21 protein-coding genes are annotated in these 24,045 nt (G+C 71.4%); 20 read left to right on the top strand and 1 reads right to left on the bottom strand.

Translation table 11 applies throughout. The annotated features are described in order from the left end of the window. Positions 1–33: 33 nt before the first annotated feature. The 17 genes from ACSDR0_RS40535 (at position 34) to ACSDR0_RS40455 (ending at position 18,661) form a co-directional block, all read left to right on the top strand. Entirely contained in the window at positions 34–384 is a 351-nt protein-coding gene (locus ACSDR0_RS40535; protein WP_435294269.1) for a hypothetical protein, read from the top strand. Between the two features lie 243 nt (positions 385–627). Next, on the top strand, positions 628–2,082 hold the full coding sequence (locus tag ACSDR0_RS40530; RefSeq protein WP_435294268.1) for a sugar transferase: 1,455 nt from the start codon (positions 628–630) through the stop codon (positions 2,080–2,082). Further along, positions 2,082–3,149 (top strand): glucose-1-phosphate thymidylyltransferase, encoded by a 1,068-nt coding sequence (locus ACSDR0_RS40525; RefSeq protein ID WP_435294267.1) that lies wholly within the window; start codon positions 2,082–2,084, stop codon positions 3,147–3,149. Before ACSDR0_RS40530 ends, ACSDR0_RS40525 begins: the two co-directional genes overlap by 1 nt. After that, a complete protein-coding gene (gene rfbB, locus ACSDR0_RS40520; protein ID WP_435294266.1) occupies positions 3,146–4,234 on the top strand; it encodes a dTDP-glucose 4,6-dehydratase in 1,089 nt (362 codons plus the stop codon). Before ACSDR0_RS40525 ends, rfbB begins: the two co-directional genes overlap by 4 nt. Then, positions 4,231–5,088: a dTDP-4-dehydrorhamnose reductase gene (rfbD, locus tag ACSDR0_RS40515; RefSeq protein WP_435294265.1), complete on the top strand. Its 858-nt coding sequence runs from the start codon at positions 4,231–4,233 to the stop codon at positions 5,086–5,088. Before rfbB ends, rfbD begins: the two co-directional genes overlap by 4 nt. A 237-nt stretch (positions 5,089–5,325) precedes the next feature. Further along, on the top strand, positions 5,326–6,561 hold the full coding sequence (locus ACSDR0_RS40510) for a methyltransferase domain-containing protein (RefSeq protein WP_435294264.1): 1,236 nt from the start codon (positions 5,326–5,328) through the stop codon (positions 6,559–6,561). Then, on the top strand, positions 6,558–7,388 hold the full coding sequence (locus tag ACSDR0_RS40505) for a sugar phosphate nucleotidyltransferase (RefSeq protein WP_435294263.1): 831 nt from the start codon (positions 6,558–6,560) through the stop codon (positions 7,386–7,388). Before ACSDR0_RS40510 ends, ACSDR0_RS40505 begins: the two co-directional genes overlap by 4 nt. Next, positions 7,385–8,035: a PIG-L deacetylase family protein gene (locus ACSDR0_RS40500; protein ID WP_435294262.1), complete on the top strand. Its 651-nt coding sequence runs from the start codon at positions 7,385–7,387 to the stop codon at positions 8,033–8,035. The genes ACSDR0_RS40505 and ACSDR0_RS40500 overlap by 4 nt, the downstream gene beginning before the upstream one ends. Positions 8,036–8,040: 5 nt before the next feature. Then, complete coding sequence (locus ACSDR0_RS40495; RefSeq protein ID WP_435294261.1) at positions 8,041–9,081, top strand: NAD-dependent epimerase/dehydratase family protein; 1,041 nt, start codon at positions 8,041–8,043, stop codon at positions 9,079–9,081. Then, positions 9,078–10,550: a DUF4910 domain-containing protein gene (locus tag ACSDR0_RS40490; protein WP_435294260.1), complete on the top strand. Its 1,473-nt coding sequence runs from the start codon at positions 9,078–9,080 to the stop codon at positions 10,548–10,550. Before ACSDR0_RS40495 ends, ACSDR0_RS40490 begins: the two co-directional genes overlap by 4 nt. After that, positions 10,547–11,605, top strand: coding sequence for a hypothetical protein (locus tag ACSDR0_RS40485; protein WP_435294259.1), 1,059 nt, complete (start codon positions 10,547–10,549; stop codon positions 11,603–11,605). The genes ACSDR0_RS40490 and ACSDR0_RS40485 overlap by 4 nt, the downstream gene beginning before the upstream one ends. After that, on the top strand, positions 11,602–13,188 hold the full coding sequence (locus ACSDR0_RS40480) for a lipopolysaccharide biosynthesis protein (protein ID WP_435294258.1): 1,587 nt from the start codon (positions 11,602–11,604) through the stop codon (positions 13,186–13,188). Before ACSDR0_RS40485 ends, ACSDR0_RS40480 begins: the two co-directional genes overlap by 4 nt. A gap of 55 nt (positions 13,189–13,243) precedes the next feature. Beyond that, entirely contained in the window at positions 13,244–14,137 is an 894-nt protein-coding gene (locus tag ACSDR0_RS40475; RefSeq protein ID WP_435294257.1) for a glycosyltransferase family 2 protein, read from the top strand. A 146-nt stretch (positions 14,138–14,283) separates the two neighbouring features. Continuing rightward, positions 14,284–15,180 (top strand): hypothetical protein, encoded by an 897-nt coding sequence (locus ACSDR0_RS40470; protein ID WP_435294256.1) that lies wholly within the window; start codon positions 14,284–14,286, stop codon positions 15,178–15,180. A 153-nt stretch (positions 15,181–15,333) separates the two neighbouring features. Continuing rightward, positions 15,334–16,422, top strand: a complete 1,089-nt coding sequence (locus ACSDR0_RS40465; RefSeq protein WP_435294255.1) for a hypothetical protein — start codon at positions 15,334–15,336, stop codon at positions 16,420–16,422. Positions 16,423–16,562: 140 nt separating this feature from the next. Beyond that, on the top strand, positions 16,563–17,246 hold the full coding sequence (locus ACSDR0_RS40460; protein WP_435294254.1) for a hypothetical protein: 684 nt from the start codon (positions 16,563–16,565) through the stop codon (positions 17,244–17,246). 17 nt (positions 17,247–17,263) lie between these two features. Next, a complete protein-coding gene (locus ACSDR0_RS40455; RefSeq protein WP_435294253.1) occupies positions 17,264–18,661 on the top strand; it encodes an O-antigen ligase family protein in 1,398 nt (465 codons plus the stop codon). Positions 18,662–18,696: 35 nt separating this feature from the next. Here ACSDR0_RS40455 and ACSDR0_RS40450 read toward each other — a convergent pair whose 3' ends face one another. Further along, a complete protein-coding gene (locus ACSDR0_RS40450) occupies positions 18,697–19,245 on the bottom strand; it encodes a dTDP-4-dehydrorhamnose 3,5-epimerase family protein (RefSeq protein WP_435294252.1) in 549 nt (182 codons plus the stop codon). A gap of 123 nt (positions 19,246–19,368) precedes the next feature. Here ACSDR0_RS40450 and ACSDR0_RS40445 point away from each other — a divergent pair, with 123 nt between their 5' ends. From ACSDR0_RS40445 to ACSDR0_RS40435, 3 genes are read left to right on the top strand one after another with little or no spacing between them, the layout of a single operon-like run. Continuing rightward, on the top strand, positions 19,369–20,106 hold the full coding sequence (locus ACSDR0_RS40445) for a WecB/TagA/CpsF family glycosyltransferase (protein ID WP_435294251.1): 738 nt from the start codon (positions 19,369–19,371) through the stop codon (positions 20,104–20,106). Positions 20,107–20,141: 35 nt separating this feature from the next. Further along, positions 20,142–22,538: a glycosyltransferase gene (locus ACSDR0_RS40440; RefSeq protein ID WP_435294250.1), complete on the top strand. Its 2,397-nt coding sequence runs from the start codon at positions 20,142–20,144 to the stop codon at positions 22,536–22,538. A gap of 13 nt (positions 22,539–22,551) precedes the next feature. Beyond that, positions 22,552–23,955, top strand: coding sequence for a hypothetical protein (locus ACSDR0_RS40435; protein ID WP_435294249.1), 1,404 nt, complete (start codon positions 22,552–22,554; stop codon positions 23,953–23,955). Positions 23,956–24,045 lie beyond the last annotated feature (90 nt).

The following is a 24,045-nucleotide window of genomic DNA, read 5'->3' as shown; positions in this document are numbered from 1 at the left end:
ACGCGGAGCCCTGAAGTCGTCACAATCGCGCCCATGCACGGCAACTCAGTGCCGGACTCCTACGTGTATGTCACCGAAGAAGGCGTGACCCGTCACTACGCGGACGGCAGCGTTGACGCCCTCGCGTGGGAGGACGTCGTCGAGGTGCGAGTAGTGGGCGATACGGACTCGGATATCCTGTACATCCTTCTCGATCGACAGGGCCAGGGGTGCGTGGTGCCCAAGTCGGCGACCGACGCGACCTTCCTCGCCCGTCTTCGATATCTCCCGGATTTCGACCTCGACCGGCTCGGCGCGGCGGTGGAGTCGGCGCGCGACGATTACGTCGTCGTATGGCGAAGCCCGGAACCGCCTTCGGCTCTGCCGGATTTTGAATACGACTAATTTCCCATTATTTCCAAATGTGGCGACCAAATTTACACGTTTGGATCGTTCCGTCAAGATGCCATCTCTGCCGCAGTTCGTCCAATAGTGGACAGTAGCCGGTATTCCCCTACTCAATGGTGATCACTAGTATTTCCATGGGTATCCACGCTCCTGATGCATTACGGAATACTATCAACCGTTGAATGAGATCCATGGCGCCTTATCCGGTTGCCTGGGGCATCTTGGGTGGGACGGGGTGGTATGAGATTGGAAACCGAGGAGCTCGTCGTCGGGCTTCTCAAAGGTCCCGCGCGCACTGCTCCGAGTATTTGGACGCGCTTTTATGTCCGTATTCTGCTTGCCGGAGATGTCGCGTGCTCTGTGGTCGCCTGCGAGACCGTTCTGGGAATCCGGTTGTGGTTCGGCGCCTTCATCCCCGCGACGGAGGCCCTGCTCGGGCTGGGTCTCGCCCTGGTCTGGCCGCTGGCCCTGGCGTCGGGAGGCGCCTATCGCCGGCGCACGCACGGCGAGGGAACGGATGAATTCCGAGCGGTTTTCAATGGCGCCGCCGGCCTGACGGCGGCGGTCGCGATCGGCGCGTACATCACGCAAACTCCGATCGCCCGCAGCTTTGTGATGGCGATGTTCCCGCTCGCTTTCGTCCTCACCCTCTCCTTCCGCTACCGGATGCGCAAGCGGCTCCACCGCAGGCGCTCGCGCGGCGATTACATGCGCCATATGGTCGCCGTCGGCCATCGGGAGTCGGTGCTCGACCTGGTGATGCAGTTGCGCAGGCAGCCGCACCACGGCATGACCGTCGTCGCCGCGTGCCTGCCCGCGGGCCCCGATCTGGTGGAGGTCGACGGGGTTCCGGTCCTCGGCAACTTCTCCGACGTTCCCGCGGTGGTGGCGGAGGTCAACGCCGACGCCGTCGCCGTTCTGGCCTGCCCGGAACTCGACGGCGCGGCGCTGCGCAGGCTCGCCTGGGGCCTGGAGGACGCCCGCACCGACCTGTTCGTGGCACCCGCGCTCATGGACGTGGCCGGCCCGCGCATCAGCATCAGCCCGGTCGCCGGCATGCCGCTCCTGCACGTCGAACACCCCGACTTCCGTGGCGCCAGGCGGCTGGCGAAGAGCCTGTTCGACCGGGCGGGGGCGGGCCTGGCCCTCCTGACGCTGGGTGTGCCGATGCTGGTGATCGCCGCGCTGATCCGCGCGACGAGCCCGGGACCCGCCCTCTTTCACCAGGTCAGGGTAGGTAAGGGGGGCATGGAGTTTCGCGTCGTGAAATTTCGGACGATGGTCGTCGACGCGGAACAGCTCAAGATCGACCTGGAGCGCGAGAACGAGTTCGACGGCGTCCTCTTCAAGATTAGGAACGATCCAAGGATCACCCGCGTGGGCGCCTTCCTGCGCCGATACTCCATCGACGAGCTGCCCCAGCTGCTCAACGTGCTGCGCGGCGAGATGTCCCTTGTCGGCCCGCGCCCACCCCTGCCCGACGAGGTCAGGCAGTACGGCGCGGACGTACGCCGCCGCCTGGTCGTGAAACCGGGCATGACCGGCCTGTGGCAGGTCAGCGGGCGCTCGGACCTGACCTGGGAGGAGTCGGTCCGCCTGGACCTCCGCTACGTCGAGAACTGGTCGCTCTTCTTGGACCTGCAGATCCTCTGGAAGACCTGGAGCGCCGTGACCGGCGGAGAAGGGGCCTACTAGTGAAAGCACTCGTGCTCGCCGGAGGGTCGGGCACCCGGTTGCGGCCGATCACCCACACCTCCGCCAAGCAGCTCGTCCCCGTCGCCAACAAGCCCGTGCTCTTCTACGGGCTGGAGGCCATCGCCGCCGCGGGCGTCCGCGAGATCGGGATCGTCGTGGGTGACACGCACGCCGAGATCGAGGCGGCCGTCGGCGACGGCCGCGCGCTCGGCCTGGAGGTCACCTACGTCCGGCAGCGGGCGCCGCTGGGCCTGGCCCACGCGGTGCTCGTCGCCCGCGACTACCTCGGCGACGACGACTTCGTCATGTATCTCGGCGACAACTTCATCGTCGGCGGCATCAACGATGTCGTCGAACGCTTCACCCGCGAGCGGCCCGCCGCCCACATCATGCTCACCAGGGTCGCGGACCCCCGGCAGTTCGGGGTCGCCGAACTCGACGCCGCCGGCCGGGTGATCGGGCTGGAGGAGAAGCCGCCCACCCCCAAGAGCGACCTCGCCCTGGTCGGCGTCTATCTGTTCACCGCCGCGATCCACGAGGCGGTGGCCGAGCTCAAGCCCTCGTGGCGGGGAGAGCTGGAGATCACCGACGCCGTCCACTGGCTGATCGCCGAGGGGCGGAGGGTCGAGTCCTCCGTCGTCTCCGGCTACTGGAAGGACACCGGGAACGTCACCGACATGCTGGAGGTCAACCGGCTGGTGCTGGAGTCCCTGGAGCCCCGCGTGGACGGCCTCGTCGACGGCGCCAGCCAGCTGATCGGCCGGGTGGTCGTCGAGGCGGGCGCCGAGATCGAGCGGTCCCGCGTCGTCGGGCCCGCGATCATCGGTCCCGGAGCCCGGATCCGCGACAGCTACATCGGCCCCTTCACCTCTATCGCGGCAGGCTGCGCGATCAGCGGCAGCGAGATCGAGTACTCGATCGTCCTGCCCAGATCCTCGATCGCCGGGGTCTCGCGCATCGAGGCGTCCCTCATCGGCCACGACGTCGAGGTCACCCCCGCCCCCACCACACCCAGAGCCCACCGTCTCGTGCTGGGCGATCACAGCAAGGTCCAGATCAGTTCATGACGACAACCGACAGGGGGGCGACCCCCATCCCATCGAAGGTCCTGGTCACCGGGGGTGCCGGATTCATCGGCTCCCATTTCGCCCGCGTGCTCGCCGCGAGCGGGGCCACCGTGACGGTCCTCGACAAGCTCACCTACGCGGGAAACCCCGCCAACCTGGAGGGGACACCCCACGACTTCGTCCACGGCGACGTCTGCGACACCGACCTCCTGGCCGGGCTGGTCCCCGGCCACGACCTCGTCGTCAACTTCGCCGCCGAGTCCCACGTCGACCGGTCGATCGACGGCGCCGCCGACTTCGTACGGACCAACGTCCTCGGCACGCAGGCGCTGATGCAGGCCTGCCTGGAGGCGGGCACCCCGCGGGTGGTGCAGGTCTCGACCGACGAGGTGTACGGGTCGATCGACGAGGGCTCCTGGGACGAACGCGCGCCGCTCAGCCCGCGCTCGCCCTACTCCGCGGCCAAGGCGAGCGCCGACATGGTCGCCCAGGCGTACGCGGTCACCCACGGCCTGCCGGTCTCCATCACGCGCTGCGGCAACAACTACGGCCCCCGCCAGTATCCGGAGAAGCTGATCCCGCGCTTCATCACCCATCTTCTGCGGGGGCGCAGGGTCCCGCTCTACGGCGACGGCGGCAACGTCCGCGACTGGGTCCACGTCAACGACCACTGCGCGGGCATCCGCCTCGTCGCCGAGTGCGGCGAACCCGGCGAGGTCTACCACATCGCCGGTACGGCGGAGCTGAGCAACGTCGAGCTCACCGCCCGGCTCCTTGAGATCTGCGGCGCCGGGTGGAGCATGGTCGAGCGCGTCCCCGACCGCAAGGGGCACGACCGCCGCTACTCCCTGGACGACTCCCGGCTCCGCGCGCTCGGCTACCGACCGTCCGTGTCGTTCGAGCGCGGCCTGGCGGAGACGGTCCGCTGGTACGAGGACAACCCCGGCTGGTGGGAGGCCGCCGTGGGGGAAGGGTGTGACGGCTCGCCGCCGGACGGCGCGGGCCCGCCCGGTCCGGCGAGCGCGGTGAGCCCGGCGGGGATGGCCGGTGTGGCGGGCGGGCGGCGGGGAGGCGAGACCGGGTGACCCGCTGGATGATCACCGGTGCCTCCGGCATGCTCGGGACCGAACTGGCGGCCCGCCTGCGCGCCGAGGGACAGCCCGTCCTCGCGTTCCGCAGGCACGAGCTGGACCTTCGTGACACGCCCGCCGTGCACCACCTGGTCACGGCCTGCAGGCCCGACGTCGTGGTGAACTGCGCCGCGTGGAACGCCGTCGACGAGGCGGAGACCCGGGAGGACGAGGCGCTCGCGGTCAACGGCACCGGGGTGCGCGCGCTCGCCGAGGCGTGCGGGCACGTCGGCGCGTGGATGATCCAGCCCTCCAGCGACTACGTCTTCGACGGCACCGCGCTGGACCCCTACCCCGAGGACGCGCGGCCCAGCCCGGTCAACGCGTACGGCAGGACCAAACTCGCGGGCGAGCGCGCCGTGCTGGAGGCGTTGCCGCGCGGCGGCTACGTGGTGCGCACCGCCTGGCTGTACGCCGCGACCGGCCACAACTTCATCCGCACGATGACCCGCCTGGAGGGGGACGGGGTGGCCCCCGACGTCGTCGGCGACCAGTTCGGCCAGCCCACCTGGGCGGGGGACCTGGCGGCCAGGATCGTCGATCTGGCCCGGAGCGGGGCGCCGCCCGGCGTCTACCACGCGACCAACTCGGGCCACACGAGCTGGTACGGCCTGGCCAGGGAGATCTTCACGCTGCTCGGCGCCGATCCCGTCCGGGTGGCGGAGATCTCCTCCAAGGACCTTCCGCGCCCCGCGCCCCGGCCCGCGTACAGCGTGCTGGGGCACGACGGCTGGCGCAGGGCCGGGCTGCCGCCGATGCGGCACTGGAGAGAGGCGCTGAGGGAGTCCCGTGTGCTCGCAGCGGGCTAGCGGGGACGGCCGCGGACACCGAGCGGTCCGAGCGGCCCGCTGCGGGGGGTGCGGCACGTGGAGGGACCGGACACCGAGTGGCCCGCGTGGCCTGTGTGGCCCGCTGCCGAGGGTGCGGCGCGTGGAGGGGACGCGCCGCACCCCCGGTGGCGGGCCGCGCGGGACCCGGTGGCCGGGCACGAGAACGACCCAGTCGGACAACCGTCGGACCGCGTCACGCGGCGAGGGAGCGCATTCATGACAACCTGCAGGCTGTGCGGCTCGACGAGCCTCGCCAGCGTCGTCGACCTCGGGGCGACACCGCCCTGCGAGCGGTTCCTCACCGAGCGGCAGCTGGAGGAGCCCGAGGTCACCTACCCGCTGCACCTGCGGGTCTGCACCGGCTGCTGGCTGGCGCAGATCCCGCCGATGATCACGCCTGAGGAGACCTTCACCGAGTACGCCTACTTCTCCTCGTACTCCACCTCGTGGGTGGAGCACGCGCGGGAGTTCGTGCGCGGTGCGGCCGACCGGCTCGGGCTGGGGGCCGGGTCGTTCGTGGTCGAGGTGGCCAGCAACGACGGATACCTGCTGCGGCACGTCGTCGAGCGGGGCATCCGGTGCCTGGGCATCGAGCCGTCGGAGAACGTCGGCCGGGCGGCCAGGGACGCCGGGGTGACGACCTTCACGGCGTTCCTCGACCCGGAGACCGGCGCCTCGGTGCGCGCGGAGCACGGGCCCGCCGACCTGGTGGTGGCCAACAACGTCTACGCCCACATCCCGGACGTCGTCGGGTTCACCCGGGGGCTGCGCGCCCTCGTGGCCGACGACGGCTGGGTCTCCATCGAGGTCCAGCACCTGCTCACCCTGATGGAGCACAACCAGTACGACACCATCTACCACGAGCACTTCCAGTACTACACGGTCGCCTCCGCCCAGCGCGCCCTGGCCACCGGCGGGCTCGCTCTCGTGGACGTCGAGTCGCTGCCCACGCACGGGGGCTCGATCCGCCTGTGGGCCAGGCCCCTGGAGGTCGCGGGCGAGCCGGGCGAGCGGGTGGCCGCGCTGCTCGCGGCGGAGAAGGCCGCCGGTCTGCACGAGCTGTCCGGGTACGCCGAGTTCGGCGAGCGGGTGGCACGGGTGCGACGGGACCTGCTGGGCTTCCTCCTCGACGCCGCCCGCGAGGGCAGGACCGTCGCCGGCTACGGGGCGCCGGGCAAGGGCAACACCCTGCTCAACCACTGCGGAATCCGGCCCGACCTGCTCCCCTTCACGGTCGACCGCAACCCGTACAAGCACGGCAGGTTCACGCCGGGCACGCGCGTACCGATCCTGCCGCCCGAGCGGCTCGCCGAGGAGCGGCCCGACTACGTGCTGGTCCTGCCGTGGAACCTCCGCGAGGAACTCGTCGGCCAGCTGTCCTTCGTGCACGCCTGGGGAGGCCGGCTGGTCTTCCCCATCCCCAACCTGGAGATCGTCGAGGTGAACCCGTGAAGGTCGTCCTCTTCTGCGGCGGATACGGCACCAGGATGCGCACCGGCACCCCCGGTGACGCGCCCAAGCCCATGCAGCTCGTGGGACCCCGGCCGCTCATCTGGCATGTGATGCGCTACTACGCGCACTTCGGGCACACGGAGTTCATCCTCTGCCTGGGGTACGGCGCGCACCACATCAAGGACTTCTTCCTGAACTACCAGGAGACGACGTCCAACGACTTCGTCCTGCGCGCAGGCAGGATCGAGCTGCTGTCCACCGACATCTCCGACTGGTCGATCTCGTTCGTGCAGACCGGGATCGCGTCGCCGATCGGCGAGCGGTTGCGCCGGGTCCGCGACCATCTGGACGGCGAGGAGATGTTCCTGGCCAACTACGCGGACGTGCTCACCGACGCGCCGCTGCCGGAGATCGTCGACCGCTTCACCCGGTCGGGCGCGGGCGCGTCGATGATGGTGGTGCCGCCCTCCGACACCTTCCACTGCATCGAGCTGGGCGAGCGCGGCACGGTCGGCGGGATCACGCCGGTCAGCGAGATGCCGCTCTGGGTCAACGGCGGATACTTCGTGCTCCGCCAGGAGATCTTCGAGCACATCCCGGTGGGCGGGGACCTGGTCGCGGACGGCTGTGCCGAGCTGGCCAAGCGCGGCAGGCTGCTCGCCTACCCGCACCGCGGCTACTGGCGGCCCACCGACACGGTCAAGGAGCGGGTGGCCCTCGACGAGGCCTACTCGCGCGGCGACCGCCCCTGGGCATTGTGGGAGCGCGAGCACGGACCACTCGGACAGGCGCCCGTACGCGGGCCCGCCACGGTGACGGTCCCGTGATCCGGTTCCGGCCGGCCGGGAAGGGCCGGATCGCGCTGCTCGCCGCGCACTGCGACGACCTCGCCATCGGGGCGGGCGGCAGCCTGCTGACCCTCTGCTCCGCGCGCCCCGGCGTCCGGGTGGACGCCCTGGTGCTCTCCGGCGGCGGCACCGAGCGGGAGGACGAGGAACGCGCCGCGCTGGCCGCCTTCTGTCCCGGCGCCGACCTGCGGCTGACCGTGCTCAAGCTGCCCGACGGGCGGCTGCCCGCGCGCTGGGAGGAGGCGAAGGAGGCGGTGGAGGAGCTGCGGGCGCGCACCGACCCGGACCTGCTGTTCGCGCCGAACCCCTCCGACGCCCACCAGGACCACCGGGGCCTGGCCAGGCTGGTGCCCACGGCCTTCCGCGACCACCAGGTGCTCGGCTACGAGATCGCCAAATGGGACGGCGACCTCGGGCGGCCCACGGCCTACCAGCCGCTCACACCCGAGGTGGCCGAGGCGAAGGTGGGCCTGCTCCACCGCCACTACCCCTCCCAGCGTCACCGCTCCTGGTACGACCGCGAGGCGTTCCTGGGGCTGGCCCGCATCCGCGGGATCGAGTGCCACGCCCGCTACGCCGAGGCGTTCCACGTCAACAAGCTGACCTTCGACCTGGCTGGAGGCTGAACCGGATGCGCGTGCTGCTGACCGGGCACCAGGGCTACCTGGGGAGTGTGATGGCCCCGGTGCTCGTCGCCGCGGGCCACGAGGTGACCGGGCTCGACTCCGGGCTCTTCACCGGATGCGTGCTGGGCCCCGCGCCCGGTGACCCGCCCGGACACTCCGTCGACCTGCGGGACGTCACCCCCGAGGTCCTGGAGGGGGTGGACGCGGTGGTGCACCTCGCCGCGCTGTCCAACGACCCGCTGGGCGCGCTGGCGCCCGAACTGACCTACGACATCAACCACCGCGCCGCGGTACGGCTGGCCCGGCTGGCCCGCGACGCGGGCGTGCGCCGGTTCCTGTACGCCTCCACCTGCTCGGTCTACGGCGCCTCCGGCTCGGACCTGGTCGACGAGGACGCGCCGCTGCGCCCGGTCACCCCGTACGCCGACTCCAAGGTCCGGGTGGAGAACGACCTGCTGGAGCTGGCCGACGACGACTTCAGCCCGGTGTTCCTGCGCAACGCCACCGCGTTCGGGTTCTCGCCCAGGCTGCGCGCGGACATCGTGCTGAACAACCTCGTCGGGCACGCGTTCCTGTCCGGGGAGGTCAGGGTGCTGTCCGACGGCACCCCGTGGCGCCCGCTGGTGCACGCCGCCGACATCGCGAACGCCTTCGCCATGGCGCTGACCGCCCCGCGCGACGCCGTCCACGCCAGGGCGTTCAACGTCGGCACGGAGGAGAACAACGTGACGGTGGCGGAGATCGCCGCCGAGGTCGCAGAGGCGGTGCCCGGCTCCAAGGTCGTGATCACCGGGGAGACCGGGGCCGACCCGCGCTCCTACCGGGTCGACTTCTCCCGCATCCGCGACGCGCTCCCCGGCTACCAGGCGCTGTGGACGGTCAAGGCGGGTGCGGTGCAGCTGGTCGAGGCGTACGGGCGGTTCGGCCTGACCGAGGACGGCTTCCTGCGCCGCTTCACCAGGCTGGCCTGGCTGTCGGCCCGGCGCGAGGCCGGAACCGTCGACGGCGCGCTGCGACCGCGCGGGGTGGCCGGTGGTGAGCGGTGACCGGTTACGGCGACGGCGACGGCCGGACGGGGCCGCCGGGGACGGGGCACGACGGCGAGGCGGGCGAGGGGGACGCCGGGACGGGTAACGCTGAAGCGGGTGAGAGAGGCGCCGCCAAGGCGGGCGTGAGGGGCGGCGAGACGGGCGAGGGAGACGCCGGGGCGGGTGAGAGGGGCGATTTCGGGGCGGACGACGAGGCGCGGGAGATGCACACCCTCGTGGAGCGGCTCTACCCGCTCTGCAGGAGCATCACCGGCGACGGCGTGCGCCGCACCCTGCAGATCATCGAGGAGTCCCTGCCCCTGCAGACCCGCGAGGTGCCGACGGGCACCCAGGTCCTCGACTGGACGGTCCCCAGGGAGTGGAACATCCGCGACGCCTACGTCAAGGACGCCTCGGGGGCCAGGGTCGTCGACTTCGCCGCGTCGAACCTGCACGTGGTCGGCTACAGCGTCCCGGTGTCGGCGACCATGACCCTGGACGAGCTGCGCGGGCACCTGCACACCCTCCCCGAGCAGCCCGCCCTGGTCCCGTACCGCACGAGCTACTACGCGGAGACGTGGGGCTTCTGCCTGGCCCACGACACCCTGGAGGGCCTCGGGGACGGGCCGTACGAGGTCATGATCGACTCCACGCTCGCCGACGGGCACCTGACCTACGGCGAGCACGTGGTGCCCGGCAGGGTCGCCGAGGAGGTGCTCGTCTCCTGCCACGTGTGTCACCCCTCGCTGGCCAACGACAACCTGGCGGGGATCGCGGTGGCGGTCCGGCTCGCGCGGCGGCTGGCCGGGGCCGACCCGTGGTACACCTACCGCTTCCTGTTCGCGCCGGGCACCATCGGCGCGATCACCTGGCTGGCCCGCAACCGGGAGCGCGCCGGGCGGGTCAGGCACGGCCTGGTGCTGGCCTGCGCGGGGGACCGCGGCCCGCTGACGTACAAGCGCAGCAGGCGGGGCGACGCCGAGATCGACAGGGCCGTGCGACACGTCCTGCGGAGCTCGGGGCGCGCTCACACGGTCGTTGACTTCTCCCCGTACGGCTACGACGAGCGGCAGTTCTGCTCGCCCGGCTTCGACCTGCCCGTCGGCTCGCTCACCAGGACCCCGTACGCGGGCTACCCGGAATATCACACCTCCGCCGACAACCCGGACTTCGTCTCTCCCGAGGCGATGGCCGACACCCTGGAGACCTGCTGGGAGGTCACCCGGGTGCTGGAGGGCGACCGCACCTACCTCAACCTCAGCCCGTACGGGGAGCCGCAGCTGGGCAGGCGCGGTCTGTACGGGTCGCTGGGCGGGCGCAGCGACACGAAGGAGGCCCAGATGGCGATGTTGTGGGTGCTGAACCTCTCCGACGGGAGGCACAGCCTCCTGGACATCGCGGAACGGTCCGATCTTCCCTTCGGTGTCGTGGCGGAGGCGGCACGGGCCCTTCGAGGTTCGGGACTTCTCAAGGAGTGTTCGCTGTGACGCGGTTCCAGGTCGTGACGGGCTCCCGGGCGGGCGAGGCGCTGAACCTCCGGGTGGGCGAGACGGTGGAGGTGCTCGGCGAGGCCGAGATCATGGCTACGCTGGACGGGCGGGGGGAGCTGGACCAGCTGCCCTTCATGCCGGAGATGCTGGCCTTCTGCGGGCGACGGCTCACGGTGCACAAGGTGGCGCACAAGCTCTGCGACACGATCAGCAGCAGCGGCATGCGGCGGATGGAGCGTGCCGTCCACCTGACCGGGGCACGCTGCGACGGGCAGGCGCACGGCGGCTGCCAGACGGCCTGCCAGTTCTACTGGAAGGAGGCCTGGCTCAAGCGGGTGGACCCGACCTCCCCGACCTCCTCGACCTCCCCAGTCTCCCCGGCCGACCCCGTCACCGGGAACGGTCTCGCCGACGGCAGGCCCCTGCTGCCGATCCTGCGGGCCGCGACCAGGAAGGAGCCCGGCCCCGACGGGGAGGAGTGCTTCTCCTGCCAGGCGACCGAGCTGCTGCGCGCCGCGCCCACCTGCCTGCCGTTCAAGGACGTCGGGCAGTACGTCGCCGACGTGCGCACGGGGAACGTGGGCGTGCCCTGGATGCTGCGCTCGTTCCTCGTCGGGTTGTTCAACCGCTTCCAGCAGGCCAGCAAGCGCGTCCTGCCCAGGTGGCTGTGGATCAGGGGCGGGATGCGCTGGGGGTTCGTCAAAGGCGAGGCCGGGCCCACCACACCGACGCTGAGCCTCGACCTGCGGCCGGGAGAACTCGTCCGGGTCAAGTCCAAGGAGGAGATCCTCAAGACGCTCAACGACGGCCTGCTCAACCGCGGCATGGGGTTCGAGGAGGAGATGTCGCGCTACTGCGGCCACGTCGCGCGGGTGAGCGCCCGCGTCGAGAGGTGCCTGGACGAGAAGACCGGCCGGATGCTGCGGATGAAGAACCCCTGCATCATCCTGGACGGCGTCATCTGCTCGGGCGCGTACAACGTCAGCTGCCCGCGCGAGTTCGTGCCGTTCTGGCGGGAGATCTGGCTCGAACGCGTCGAGGAGTCCAGTTGAGCGGGTCGTCCCACGAGACGGCCGGTGAGATCGACCCGGCCGGCGGGGCCGGTGGCGGTGGCGGTGGCGGCGGCACGGCCGGTGAGCAGGTCGGGACGATCGGCAGGAAGGCCGGTCGCGGGCTGCGCTGGAGTCTCCTGGGCAACCTGGGGACGAAGGCGACCACCTTCGTCACGGGACTGGTGCTCGCCCGGTTGCTCGTCCCGGAGGACTTCGGCCTCTACGCCATCGCGCTCGCCGCGACCACCTTCGTCATGCACGTCAACGACGTCGGCATCATCGCCGCCACCGTGCAGTGGCGGGGCAGGGTCGAGGACATGGCGCCGACGGCGACGGTCATGGCCGTGGCGTTCAGCACCGGGATGTACGGGATCTTCTGGGTGGTGGCCCCGTACTTCGCGGAGCTGGCGGGCAGCGCGGAGGCCACCCCGGTGGTCCGGCTGCTCACCGCGGTCATCCTCATCGACGGCGTCACCGCCGTGCGGGCGGGCGCGCTGATGCGCGGCTTCGGGCACGACAGGCTGACCAGGGCCAACATCGCGGGCTCGCTGGTCAACGCCGGGGTGGCCGTCACGCTCGCCGCGAACGGCGCCGGTGCCTACAGCTTCGCCTGCGGGCAGGTGGCGGCCAACACGGTCACCGGCGCGCTGGTGCTCGCCTGGGCCGGGCTGCCGTTCCGCCTCGGCTTCGACCGGGAGGTGGCGGTCAGGCTCCTGCGGTTCGGGGCGCCGCTGGCCCTGGGGCTCGGCATCGAGGCGGTGCTGATGAACGCCGACTACGTCATCGTCGGCGCCGTGCTCGGCCCCGTCGCCCTCGGCTTCTACCTGCTGGCGTTCAACGTCTCCAGCTGGGTGCCCAGCGTGATCGGGACCGCCCTGCGGTACGTCACCGTGCCCAGCTTCTCGCGGCTGGCCGAGCAGCGGCCCCAGGCGCTGTCGCTGGGGGTGCAGCGCTCGGTGCCGTTGCTGGTCGCGTTCGTGCTGCCGGTCGCCGTGGTGACGGCCACGCTGGCCTCGGCGATCGTGGCGTTCCTCTACGGCGAGAAGTGGGCTCCGGCCGCCGGGGTCCTGGCGGTACTGGCGGTCCTGATGGTCGTGCGGATGCTCACCTCCCTCGCCTTCGACATCCTCACCTCGGCGGGCGCCACCAGGGCCACCGTGTGGATGAACCTCGGCTGGGCCGTGGCACTGGTGCCCGCGCTGTGGGCGGGCACGCACTGGTACGGCATCCGCGGCGCGGCGATCGGGCACGCGCTGGCCGGTGTCCTGGTCGCCCTGCCGATGGCGGTGCTGGTGCTGAGCCGCGCGGGGGTGCGGCTGGCGCCCGTCCTGCCCGCTCTCGTACGCCCGCTGCTGGGCGCCGTGGTCGCGGCGGCCGTCACGGTGACGCTCGCCGGCCTGACGAGCGGGGCGGTGGGCGTGGTGACCGGCGGGGCGGCCGACGGCGGGATGACCGGCGGCTCCGCGCTCGTCCAGCTCTGCGTGGCGGGTGGCGGGGGACTGCTCGCGTACGTCCTGATCGTCGTACCCGCGGCGCGGCTCAAACGGCTCGGCGCGAGGGCGGTCCCCGCCCGCGCCCGCTGACCCGCTGACCTGCCGGATTCGAGAGACCTACGAGACCTACGAGAGGAGAGACCGGATGGAGAACTCCGACACGCTGGTGTCCATCCTGCTTCCCGTGCGCAACGGGGCCGGGCGGATCGAGGGCGCGGTCCGCTCGGTGCTGGGCCAGGACCACGAGCGCCTCCAGCTGGTGATCTCCGACAACGCGTCCACGGACGGCACCGAGGAGATCTGCCGCGACCTGGCCGCGACCGACCGCCGGATCGTCTACCGCAGGCACCCGGAGAACGTGGGCCTGTTCGACAACTTCGTCCGGACGACCGAGCTGGTCGCGGGTACGTTCTTCCGCTGGGTCGGCGACGACGACCGGCTGGAGCCCACGTGCGTCTCCCGGTCTCTCCAGGCGTTCGCGGAGGACGACCGGCTCGTCCTGGTCACCACGCAGGTAGCCTACACCGGGCCCGACGGGACCGTCACCACCGCTCCCCTCGGCCGCTCCGGACTGGCCTCGGACGACCCGGTCGAGCGGTTCGCCGAGATGCTGCGGCTGCTCAACGAGAGCCACCTGCTCATCGACCCTCTGTACGGCACGCTGCGGCGCGACCCCCTGGCGAGGATCCCCCGGCGCAACATGCTCCGCGAGGACGAGGTGTTCGCGGCGAAGCTCGCGCTGGCCGGACCGTGGGGGCACGTCCCCGAGGTCCTCGCCCACCGCAACTGGAAGCACGACAGCCTGTCCGCGATCGCCCGCCGCCTCGACGTGCCGCCCTGGCGGGCCCGCTGCTCCACCCTCCTGCAGTGCGCGGAACTGTTCCGCTGGCTGCGGGGGGCCGGTCTCACCGCCGACCAGCACCGCCGCGCCCGCGCGGCCGTCCTCGGCATGTACGCGCGCCGCCAGCGGCTCACCGCGGCCCGCCGGGGCCGCAGGCTCGCCCTGATCGCCTCTGGGCTCGTTCCGGGTGGGCGGTGAGAGATGCCCCTTCGTGAGATCGGTGCCGAGCAACGGACCCCGGACCTCGGCCCCCGGACTTCGAATCTTGGACCCCAGACCCCGGAGCCTTCCGGTTCTGTCCGTCCAGGTGACCCCAGACCAGTGATTCCAGAAAGGAGAACCCCGTGACCACCGTCTTCTCCAACAGCGTGGTGGACGACGACACGCGCAGGGAACTGCTCTACCAAGGGCAGGTCTTCGTCTACTCGGCGACGTCCGCCTCCGCCCTGCTGGCCGCCTTCGCCAGGGAGCTGATCACCGAGGCGTTCGGCGAGCGCGACCCGGAGACCGCCCAGTTCGACATGCCGGTCGAGGAGTTCGCCGGCCTGCTCGCCCGGCTCAAGCCCCGGTTCATCCATCACCCCCGGTGCAAGGAACTGCTGCCGGCGGTGCTCGAAGAACTGGGATGCGACCTGAGTCGCACCTACTTCGACGTGCCCCGGCTGCGCACCTCCACCTCCCACGACTACCTCACCTCCGGCATCTCCTACGCCTTCCACCCGCATCGCGACTGCTGGTACTCGGCCCCGTTCAGCCAGCTCAACTGGTGGATCCCCGTCTACGAGGTGGTCCCGGAGAACGTGATGGCCTTCCATCCCCAGTACTTCGGCAGCCCGGTGCGCAACGGCAGCGCGCGCTACGACTACGCGGAGTGGAACAGGACCAGCCGGCTCACCGCCGCCCAGCACGTGCGCGGCGACACCAGGGAGCAGCCCCGTCCCGAGGAGGCCGTCGCGCTCGACCCGCAGGTGCGGGTGGTACCGGAACCCGGGGGCGTCATGGTGTTCTCCGGCGCCCAGCTGCACTCCACGGTGCCCAACACCTCGGGCAGGACCCGCTTCAGCATCGACTTCCGCACGGTGCACATCGACGACGTGCGCACCCGCCGCGGCGCCCGCAACGTGGACGCGGCGTGCACCGGTACCACCCTGCGTGACTTCGTACGCTCCTCCGACCTCGACCCGATGCCGGAGGAACTGGCGCTGGAGTACGAGGCGGAGGCCCTGACCAGGGCCGGGTGAGCGGCCGCCCCCGCCACCCCGCGCGCCCGGCCACCCCGCCACGACGCCGTGACGCCCGTGGTGACGCCCGTAGTGACAAGGAGTTCGTGTGCTGCGATCAATACGCATCGTGTCCTGGGCGTCTGGCGCGCTCGGGGGAGCGAGGACGACGTAGTGGAGTTCTGGAAGACCGTCCTCGACCTCGCCAGAAGGAAGCGGGTCGGGTTCCCGCTGGCAGGCCTGGCGATCCTCGCCGCCGTGGCCGTCTTCTTCCTGGTGCCCCCGCGCTACGTGTCGAGCGCCTCCATGGTGCTGACCACGCCTCCCGCCGGAGGAACGACGGACCCGGCCAAGCCGCTGGGGCGGAGCAACCCGCTGCTGCAGTTCAGCGACGGCCTCAGGACCACGGCCGGCATCCTCATCCTGTCCATGAACACCGAGGCGGTCGCGACAGAACTGGGCATCGTGAAGGACGGCCCCGTCGAGGTCACGATCAACGACGGGCGCACCAACCCCAACATGCTGGGCATCCTCATGAACGGCCCGTTCGTGTACGTGGAGGTGGAGAGCGACTCCGCCGAGGTCACCCGTACCGTCATGGCCAGGACCCAGTTCCGCCTCAGGACCGAGCTGGTCCGCAGGCAGGAGGTGCTCGGCGCCCCTCGCCCCACCTTCATCGGGTTCGTCGAGGTGGTGCCACCCGCCTATCCCGCGATGGACCGGAGCGGCACGTGGCAGGCCGCGGGCGGGGCGTCGTTCGTCGTCGTCCTTCTCGGCCTCGGCGCCGTGTACGCCGTGGAGCGCCGGAGGGTGTTCCGGCGGAGGTCCGGCGCGGGATGGTCCGACGAGTCCCGTTCGGCCCCGGACGTGGCCTCGGTTCAGGCCCAGGGCCCGACCCCGACCCCGGCCCCGGCACAGACCTCGGCCTCGGCACAGGCTCCGGCAGGCCGGGTCGACGAGACGCACCCCGATGACCTCACCGAGGAGGGCGGGGAGCCCGGGGACGCCGAGGAGGGCGGCAAAGGCCGCGGGGGCCGTGACGGCGGGGGCGGCAGGGGCGGCAGGGGGCGTGGGCGCCGTGACGGCAGGGGCACGCCCGAGCCGCCCGTCACCGTCTACCCGGCGGAGGCGATGTCCTCGGCGTCCCCGACGTCCCCAGAGCCTCCGGTCTCCCCGGCGTCCCCGGCACCGGAGGACGCCGCGTCGCACGAACCTCCCCGCTGGGAGGACGGCGACAGGCAGGCGACGGCGACGGACAGGTAGCGGCGACAGGCAGGTGACCGCGAGAAGGCAGGCGACCGCGACGAGCAGATGGCGGCGACAGGCGGACGACGGCGACGAGCAGGCGACCGCGACAGGCAGACGAAGGGAAACGCGTGGACTTCTGGGGGACCGTACTCATCGTGTTACGGCGTTGGTACGTCGCCCTGCCGGCGTTCCTGCTGTCCATCGGCGCCGCGGTGGGCGTCTACTCGTCGATTCCGACGCTCTACGTCTCGAACGCGGTGCTCGTGCTGACCATCCCGCCCACCGGCGGAAGCCTGCCGAGCGACCCCGACCGTCCCAACGGGCTGACCAACCCCCTGCTGAACTTCGACTGGGGCCTGAGCATGTCCGCCTCGATCCTCATCCAGGTGATCAGCGCGCCGGAGACGGCGGAGTCGCTCGGCGTGCGGCCCGAGGGCGACACCACCTTCACGGCCACCAACGGCAGCACCAACCCGGAGGCGCTGGACGGCGGGCCGTTCGTGTACATCGAGGGCACGAGCATGTCGCCGGCCGGGGCGCGGGACATCGTGACGCGGGTCAGGGACCGCGCGAGGATCGAGCTGGCCGGTCGCCAGAGACAGCTCAACGCGCCCCTGGCGACCTACATCACGATGAACGAGATGGTGCCGCCGACGGAGCCGCAACCCCAGCGCGGGGGGAAGACGCGCGGGGCAGCCGCCGCACTGCTCCTCGGGGTGCTCGCCAGTCTCGCCGCGGTGTTCTCCCTGGAGAGCTTCCTCGACGCCAGGAGGCGAAGGCGCAGGGTGCCCGTGGCGGCGTCCGGGCTGCCCGCTGAACCCTCCCTCCTGCGGCGGTGAGGGCTCCCGTGTCCCGCGTGGTTCCCACGGTCCCGGCCCCGGTGTCCGTCGCCTCCCTCGACCGTCCCGGCCTCCGCAGTGCCGACGGGGCCACCCTGGCCGCCGCGTTCGCGGTGGTCCTGATGCTGTCTCCGGCGCGGCTGGTCTTCCGCGGCCTGCCCTTCTCGCTCACGCCCGCCGACGCGGTCGGCCTCTTCGCCGCGCTGTGGTGGTTCTGCGCGCACCTCACCACCACGCTCGGCGCGGCCAAGGGCTCCAACCCCGTACGTACCGCGCTGTTCCTGTACACCGCGGCGATGCTGGGCACCTACGGGTACGCCAGCGCCGCCTACCTGCCGCCCGACGAGCTCGACATGGCCGACCACAGCATCGTCCTCGTCGTGGCGACGGTGGGCATCGGCCTCGGGGCGTGCGACGGCATCCGGGGCCGGGAGCGGCTGGACTTCGTCCTGAGGTGTCTCGTGATCTCCGGCGCGGTCGTCGGAGTCATCGCGGCGCTGCAGTTCGTGCTCGAATTCGACCTGACGAAGTATCTGGCCTTTCCCGGCTTCCGGTTCACCTCGGAGCTGCCGGCGATCCTCGAACGGAACACCCTGCGCCGGGTCGCGGCCACCACGGGACACCCCATCGAGCTCGGCGTCGTCTGCGCGATGATCATTCCTCTCGCGCTGCACTACGCGTTCGGCGCCCGCGAGCGGGGCGAGCCCTCCCTGCGGTGGTGGGCCTGCTGCGCGCTGATCGGTGCCGGGCTGATGTTCTCCGTGTCGCGGTCGGCGGTCCTCGGGCTCGGCGTCGTCAGCATGGTGCTGGTCGTCGGGTGGCCCGCGCGCAGGAGGATGTGGGCCGCGATCGGCGGCGCGGGCTTCCTGGTCGCGATGAAGGTGGCCGTGCCCGGCCTGATCAGTGTCTTTCTGGGGTTGTTCACCAGCCTGTCCAGCGATTCGAGCATCCAGTACAGGACCCACGACTACGCGGTGGCGGCCACCGAGATCGGAAACCACTTCTGGGTCGGCCGGGGGCTGGGCACCTGGTACGCGCCCAAGCATCTGATCTTCGACAACCAGTACATCCTGTCGCTGGTGGAGACCGGGGTCATCGGCCTGGCCGTTTTCTCCGGGATCTTCCTGACCGGTATCTGGGCGGCGCTGCGCGTCCGCCGCCTCAGCTCCGACCCCGCCGTACGGGACCTGGGGCTGACCCTGGCCGCGTGCCTGGTCGTCCCCCTGGTCGGGGCGGCCACGTTCGACCTGCGCTCGTTCGCGACCGTGACGGGCCTGTCATTCCTGATCATCGGAGCCGCCGGCTCGCTGCTGCGCGCCACGCGGCAGCCGCGAGCCCGGGTCGTCCGGCCGCCGGACAAGTCCGGCGGGGAGTCCGGTGAGGAGGCCGACGAGGTTCGGTGGGGGGTTCGGTGAAGGGGCCGGTCAGGCCGCCGAGGTCGTCGGGGAGGTCACCCGGCCAGCCGGTCGCGCAGGTCGGCCCAGGAGCCCGCGGCCAGGTCGCGCTCGCTGATCGCGGTGACCGGCAGCGGCCACCGGATGCCGAGATCGGGGTCGTCGTAGCGGACGGCGAGGTCCTCGGCGGGATCGTGCTCCCGGTCGATCCGGTAGCAGACGTCGGCCTGATCGGTCAGTGCCTGATAGCCGTGCAACAAGCCAGGAGGAACGTAGAGGTGAAGGAACGTCTCATCGTCGAGAACCACCGACATCTGGCGGCCGAAGGTCGGGGAGCCCGGCCGGGCGTCGACGAGCACGTCGTGCACGGCCCCGCGGGCGCACCGAACGAGCTTGGCCTCCCCCCGGCCGCCCCGGCCATGCAGGGCCCTGATCGTCCCCAGACGGGACCGCGACTGGCTGTCCTGGACGAACGCGTCGGGCCGCAGCCCGTGGGCGGCGGCGAGCGCCGCGTCGAAGGTGCGGGTGAACAGCCCTCGGTCGTCCCTGTGCTGGGTGGGGACGAACAGCAGGACACCGTCGATCTCGGCGCGTTCGACTCTCATGCGCCCATCCTTCCGACTCCCGCGCCTCCCGGTCACGAAGAAGCGGAAAACGGTACCGGCCGGCGTACACCGGACAGGTCCGGGACGGGGTTCGCGCGCGTCCGAATCGGGGCCGTCGAGGTCATGGCGGTCAGCGAGGCGGAGCTTCTCGACCACGTGGCGGCCGGTTGGCGGCGGGGACGCGGTGGCGCGATCGTCACCGCGAACGTCGACATCGTCCGCGCCGCCACGCGCGATCCCGCCCTGGCGGATCTCGTCACCCGCTCCGAGATCGTGGTCGCCGACGGCATGCCGGTGGTCTGGGCGTCGAGGCTCGCCGGGCTGGCGGTGCCGGGAAGGGTCACCGGTGCCTCGCTCGTGCACTCCCTGACCGGGCGGGCCGCGCGCGAGAACCGTTCGGTCTACCTGCTCGGAGGGGAGCCCGGCGTGCCGGAGGCCGCGGCGGGGGTCCTCGCCGGACGCTGCCCGGGACTGCGCGTCGCGGGCACCTGCTCGCCCCCCTTCGGGTTCGAGAGCACGCCGGACGGGATGCGCGAGGTGGTCGAGGGGGTGGTCGCCGCCGCGCCGGACCTCGTCCTCGTCGGGCTGGGCTTCCCCAAGCAGGAAAGGGTCATCGAGGCCCTCAGGGCGGAGCTGCCCGACGCCTGGTATCTCGGCTGCGGAGCCGGGATCCCCATGGCGGCCGGACGGTTCAGCCGCGCCCCGGGGCCGGTCCAGCGGGTGGGCGCGGAGTGGCTGTACCGGCTCGCCCTGGAACCGCGCCGCCTGGCCCGCCGCTACCTGCGCGACGACGCGCCGTTCGCGATCGCCCTCCTCGCGGGCGCCCTGCGCACCCGCCTGACATCGGGGCGCCGCTCATGACCGGCGCTTCTCCACCTGGCATCGGGGTGTCGCACATGACCGGCGCTTCTCCACCCGACATGGAGGCGCCGCGCACGGTCGGCGATCCCCCACCCGGCATCAGGGTGTCACTCACGGCCGATGATCCCGCTGATCCCGCGTCCGGGATCGAGACGCTCCACACGGCGGGTGATCTCTCGCCCTCCGGCGCGGCCACCTTCCCGGTACGGTCCTCCTTCACGAGAAACGGCTCCGACATGGCTGTTCCAGACTGGCCCCCGCTGGCCATAGTGATCGTCACGTATTCGAGTGGCAAGGTCGTCGAGGGCTGCCTGCGCTCGCTCGACGCGGCACTGGCCGGTGCCGGTCCGGCACGGGTCGTGGTGGTGGACAACGCCTCGGCCGACGACACCGTCGAGCGGGTGCGCGAGGTCGCGCCCGAGGCCCAGGTGATCCAGACCGGGCGTAACGCCGGCTTCGCCGCCGGGGTGAACGCGGGCATCGCCGCCGCGGACGGCTGCGACGTACTGGTGCTGAACCCCGACATCCGGCTCGCGCCCGGCTCCGTGCTCCTGCTCCGGCAGGCGCTCGCCCTGCCGGGAACCGGAATCGCCGCCCCCCGCCTCACCGGTGAGACGGGCAGGCTCCACCTTTCCCTGCGCAGGCGCCCCACCGTGCCGAGGGCGCTCGGGGAGGCGCTGCTGGGCGGGTACAGGGCGGGGCGGATCCCGGCGCTCGGTGAGCTGGTCGTGGACCCGGCCGCCTACGGCAGGCCGCAGGTGGCCGACTGGGTGTCCGGCGCGGCCTGGATGGTCTCCCGCGCGTGCCTGGACGCTCTGGACCCCCTCGACGAGCGCTACTTCCTGTACTCGGAGGAGACCGAGTACATGCTCAGGGCGGGGGAGGCGGGGTTCGCCGTCCGGTACGAGCCCCGTGCCGTGGCCGTGCATCTCGGTGGCGAGCAGTCCACGTCAAGCCGGCTGTGGGCGCTGTCGTCGGCCAACCGGGTCCGGATGCACCGGGAGTTGTACGGTCGCCCGCGCGGGCAGCTGATGCGGCTGGCCGTCGGGCTCAACGAGCTGGTCCGCGCGGTCACCAGGGGCGGGGCGGGCGGGCGACGGCACCGGGCCGCCCTGCGCCAGCTGGTCCCCCTGCGCGAGTGGCCGCTTCTGCCCGACGAGGAGGGAGCCCCTCCGGCCCGCGAGACATCCGCTCCGGCTCGTGAAACGTCTTCGGCGCGGGAGACGCCCCGCGAGACATCCGCTCTGGCCCGCGAGGCGCCCTCTCCCGGCTACGTCTGCTTCTCGGCGCAGGACTGGTGGTACCACAACCGGGCGCACTCGGACTTCCAGCTCATGCGCTCGGTCGCCGCCCACAGGAAGGTCCTCGTGGTCAACAGCATCGGGATGCGCATGCCGATGCCGGGCAGGTCCACGCAGGTGCTGCGGCGCGTCGGGCGCAAGCTGCGCAGCGTCGCGATGCTCGTCAGGAGGCCGCTGCGGGAGCTGCCCGGCTTCTACGTGATGTCCCCGCTGCCGCTGCCCTTCTACGGGTCGCCGCTGGCCAGGCGGGTGAACGCGCTGCTGGTCCGGGCCCAGGTGCTGGCCGTCTCGCGGGCACTCGGCCTGCACCGGCCCGTGATCATGGTGACCATCCCCACGGCGTGGGACGTGGTGCGGCCGATGCGCAGGCGCGCGCTGGTGTTCAACCGCTCCGACCGGCACTCGTCGTTCCCCGAGTCCGACCGGCCGACCATCGAGGCGCTGGAACGCAGCCTGCTCGAACGCTCCGACCACGTGGTCTACGTCAGCACCGCGCTGATGGGCGAGGAGAGCGGCGTGACCGGAGACCGCGCGTACTTCCTCGACCACGGCGTGGACACCGACCACTTCCGGCGGCGCCCGGAGAGCGAACAGCCCGCCGACCTCCGCGCGATCCCCGGGCCGAGGGTGGGTTTCTTCGGCGCGCTGGACGACTATCTGGTCGACTTCGACCTTCTCGAACGGATCGCCGTCGAGCTGCCCGGCGTGTCGCTGGTCCTGATCGGCGACGCGACCGTCCCGATGGAACGGCTCACCCGCCACCCGAACGTCCACTGGCTCGGATTCAGGCCGTACGAGCAGATTCCCGCGTACGGATCGGGATTCGATGTCGCGATCATGCCGTGGCTGGACAATCCGTGGATCAAAAATTCGAACCCGATCAAACTCAAGGAATATCTCGCGCTGGGACTCCCGGTGGTCAGCACCGATTTCCAGGAACTCGTGAACTACGCCGACCGCGTGAGGATCGCCTCCGACGGAGCCCTTTTCGTCGACGCCGTTCGCGCGACGTTGCGCGACGGGGGTCTGCAACCGGCGGACACCATGCGGGGGTCCGTGCTCGGCGCCTCCTGGTCGTCGCGTGCCGCCCAGCTGATGGCGCTCGCCGAGCTGTCACCGGGTCCGCGATGAGGAGGACAGGATCATGAGATCTGGGAACCACGCGCGGAAGGCGGGACGCCGGGCCAGGCGGCCGTTGCCGGTGCTGGCCGGGGCGGGAGCCGTCTCGGTGTCGGCGGTGGTGCTCGGACTCTCCTTGATCGACGCGCCCGTGAGCCAGGGGCGGGGCCCGCTCGCGGGCGCGTCGGCCGGCGCCTTCCCGGAGACGCCGGCCGACGCGTGGTCGGCCGCGGGTCCTCCCGCGACGGCCGCGCGGGTGCCGTGGGAGGGCGGCCCCGCCTACTACGGGCGGTTCGCCGCGCCGGCGGCGGCGGGCTGGACGAACCCGTCGTTCTTCCCCGTGGGCGTCTGGTTCGAGTCCGTGATCACTCAGGCCGACGTGGACAAGGACCGGGCCGCCGGGATCAACACCTACGTGGAGCTGACCGAGACCAGCGACATGGCGCTGGTGCGGAAGAACGGCATGTCGGCGCTGACGAACGTCCCGCTGCCCGGTTACGGCAAGGAGACGGTGGGCTGGCTGCTCGACGACGAGGTCGACATGTGGGCGAAGGCCGGAGACGCGCAGTGGACCGGCAACCACCCCGGCGAGGGCCCCCTGTGCGCCCCCGAGGACAGGGGATGCGGTTTCACCGTGCTCCGCACCCGCAAGGAAAGGATCCCCAAGGACGACGGCAGGATGCACTACGCCAACTACGGCAAGGGCGTGATGATGTGGGAGAGGGACGCGGACGCCGCCGCGTTCGTCAACCGCTTCACCGACGTCGTCTCGTCCGACGTCTACTGGTACACCAGCGCGAGCGTCTGCCTGGACGGGCAGAACTTCCTGTCCCTGCCGGTCTCCAGGTGCCGCAGGGCCGCCAACTACGGCGCCGTCATCGACCGCCAGCGCGAGCTGGACGTGCTGGACGGCCGTCGCCAGCCGATCTACGGCTTCGTCGAGGTCGGCTGGCCCGCCGAGAACGACACCCGGGCCATCCAGCCGCACCAGGTGACGGGCGCGGTCATGAGCTCGCTGATCCACGAGGCCCGGGGCATCATCTATTTCAACCACAACTTCGGCGGCCCGTGCCACTCCCAGCACGTCCTGCGCGAGGAGTGCGGGCGGAAGGTCAGGCCCGCGGTGGCCGAGGTCAACCGCCGCATCGGGCGGCTGGCCCCCGTGCTGAACACCCAGTCGTACGCGCACCGCTTCGGCCCCGGCCTGGACACCATGCTGAAACACCACCGGGGCTCGTACTACGTCTTCGCGATGGCCGGTGCGAACACGGCCCCCGGCAAGCGCACGTTCACCCTGCCGCGCGGGATGCGGGCGGCGCGCGCCGAGGTCCTCTTCGAGAACCGAACGATCCCCGTCGACCAGGCGGGCAGGTTCACCGACTCCTTCGCCGCCGAGTACTCCCACCACATCTACCGGATCACGCCCTAACGCCTCTCGTCCTGGCTCGAAAATCGGTGCGTTAGTGGGCAGGCGGCAGCGAACCCTGGCCGGTGATGTCGGGGCAGGGCTTGCGGGGTG

The organism is Streptosporangium sp. G11, assembly GCF_051192615.1.
Taxonomy (GTDB): Bacteria; Actinomycetota; Actinomycetes; order Streptosporangiales; family Streptosporangiaceae; genus Streptosporangium.
The sequence above is the reverse complement of the archived record's forward strand: the minus strand, read 5'-3'. Positions and strand labels throughout refer to the sequence as shown.

Coding starts and splice junctions, on each gene's coding strand:
- ACSDR0_RS40535 (WP_435294269.1), top strand. CDS start 34: ATGCACGGCAACTCAGTGCCGGACTCCTACGTGTATGTCACCGAAGAA.
- ACSDR0_RS40530 (WP_435294268.1), top strand. CDS start 628: ATGAGATTGGAAACCGAGGAGCTCGTCGTCGGGCTTCTCAAAGGTCCC.
- rfbB (WP_435294266.1), top strand. CDS start 3,146: ATGACGACAACCGACAGGGGGGCGACCCCCATCCCATCGAAGGTCCTG.
- ACSDR0_RS40510 (WP_435294264.1), top strand. CDS start 5,326: ATGACAACCTGCAGGCTGTGCGGCTCGACGAGCCTCGCCAGCGTCGTC.
- ACSDR0_RS40495 (WP_435294261.1), top strand. CDS start 8,041: ATGCGCGTGCTGCTGACCGGGCACCAGGGCTACCTGGGGAGTGTGATG.
- ACSDR0_RS40475 (WP_435294257.1), top strand. CDS start 13,244: ATGGAGAACTCCGACACGCTGGTGTCCATCCTGCTTCCCGTGCGCAAC.
- ACSDR0_RS40450 (WP_435294252.1), bottom strand. CDS start 19,245: ATGAGAGTCGAACGCGCCGAGATCGACGGTGTCCTGCTGTTCGTCCCC.
- ACSDR0_RS40445 (WP_435294251.1), top strand. CDS start 19,369: ATGGCGGTCAGCGAGGCGGAGCTTCTCGACCACGTGGCGGCCGGTTGG.
- ACSDR0_RS40440 (WP_435294250.1), top strand. CDS start 20,142: ATGACCGGCGCTTCTCCACCCGACATGGAGGCGCCGCGCACGGTCGGC.
- ACSDR0_RS40435 (WP_435294249.1), top strand. CDS start 22,552: ATGAGATCTGGGAACCACGCGCGGAAGGCGGGACGCCGGGCCAGGCGG.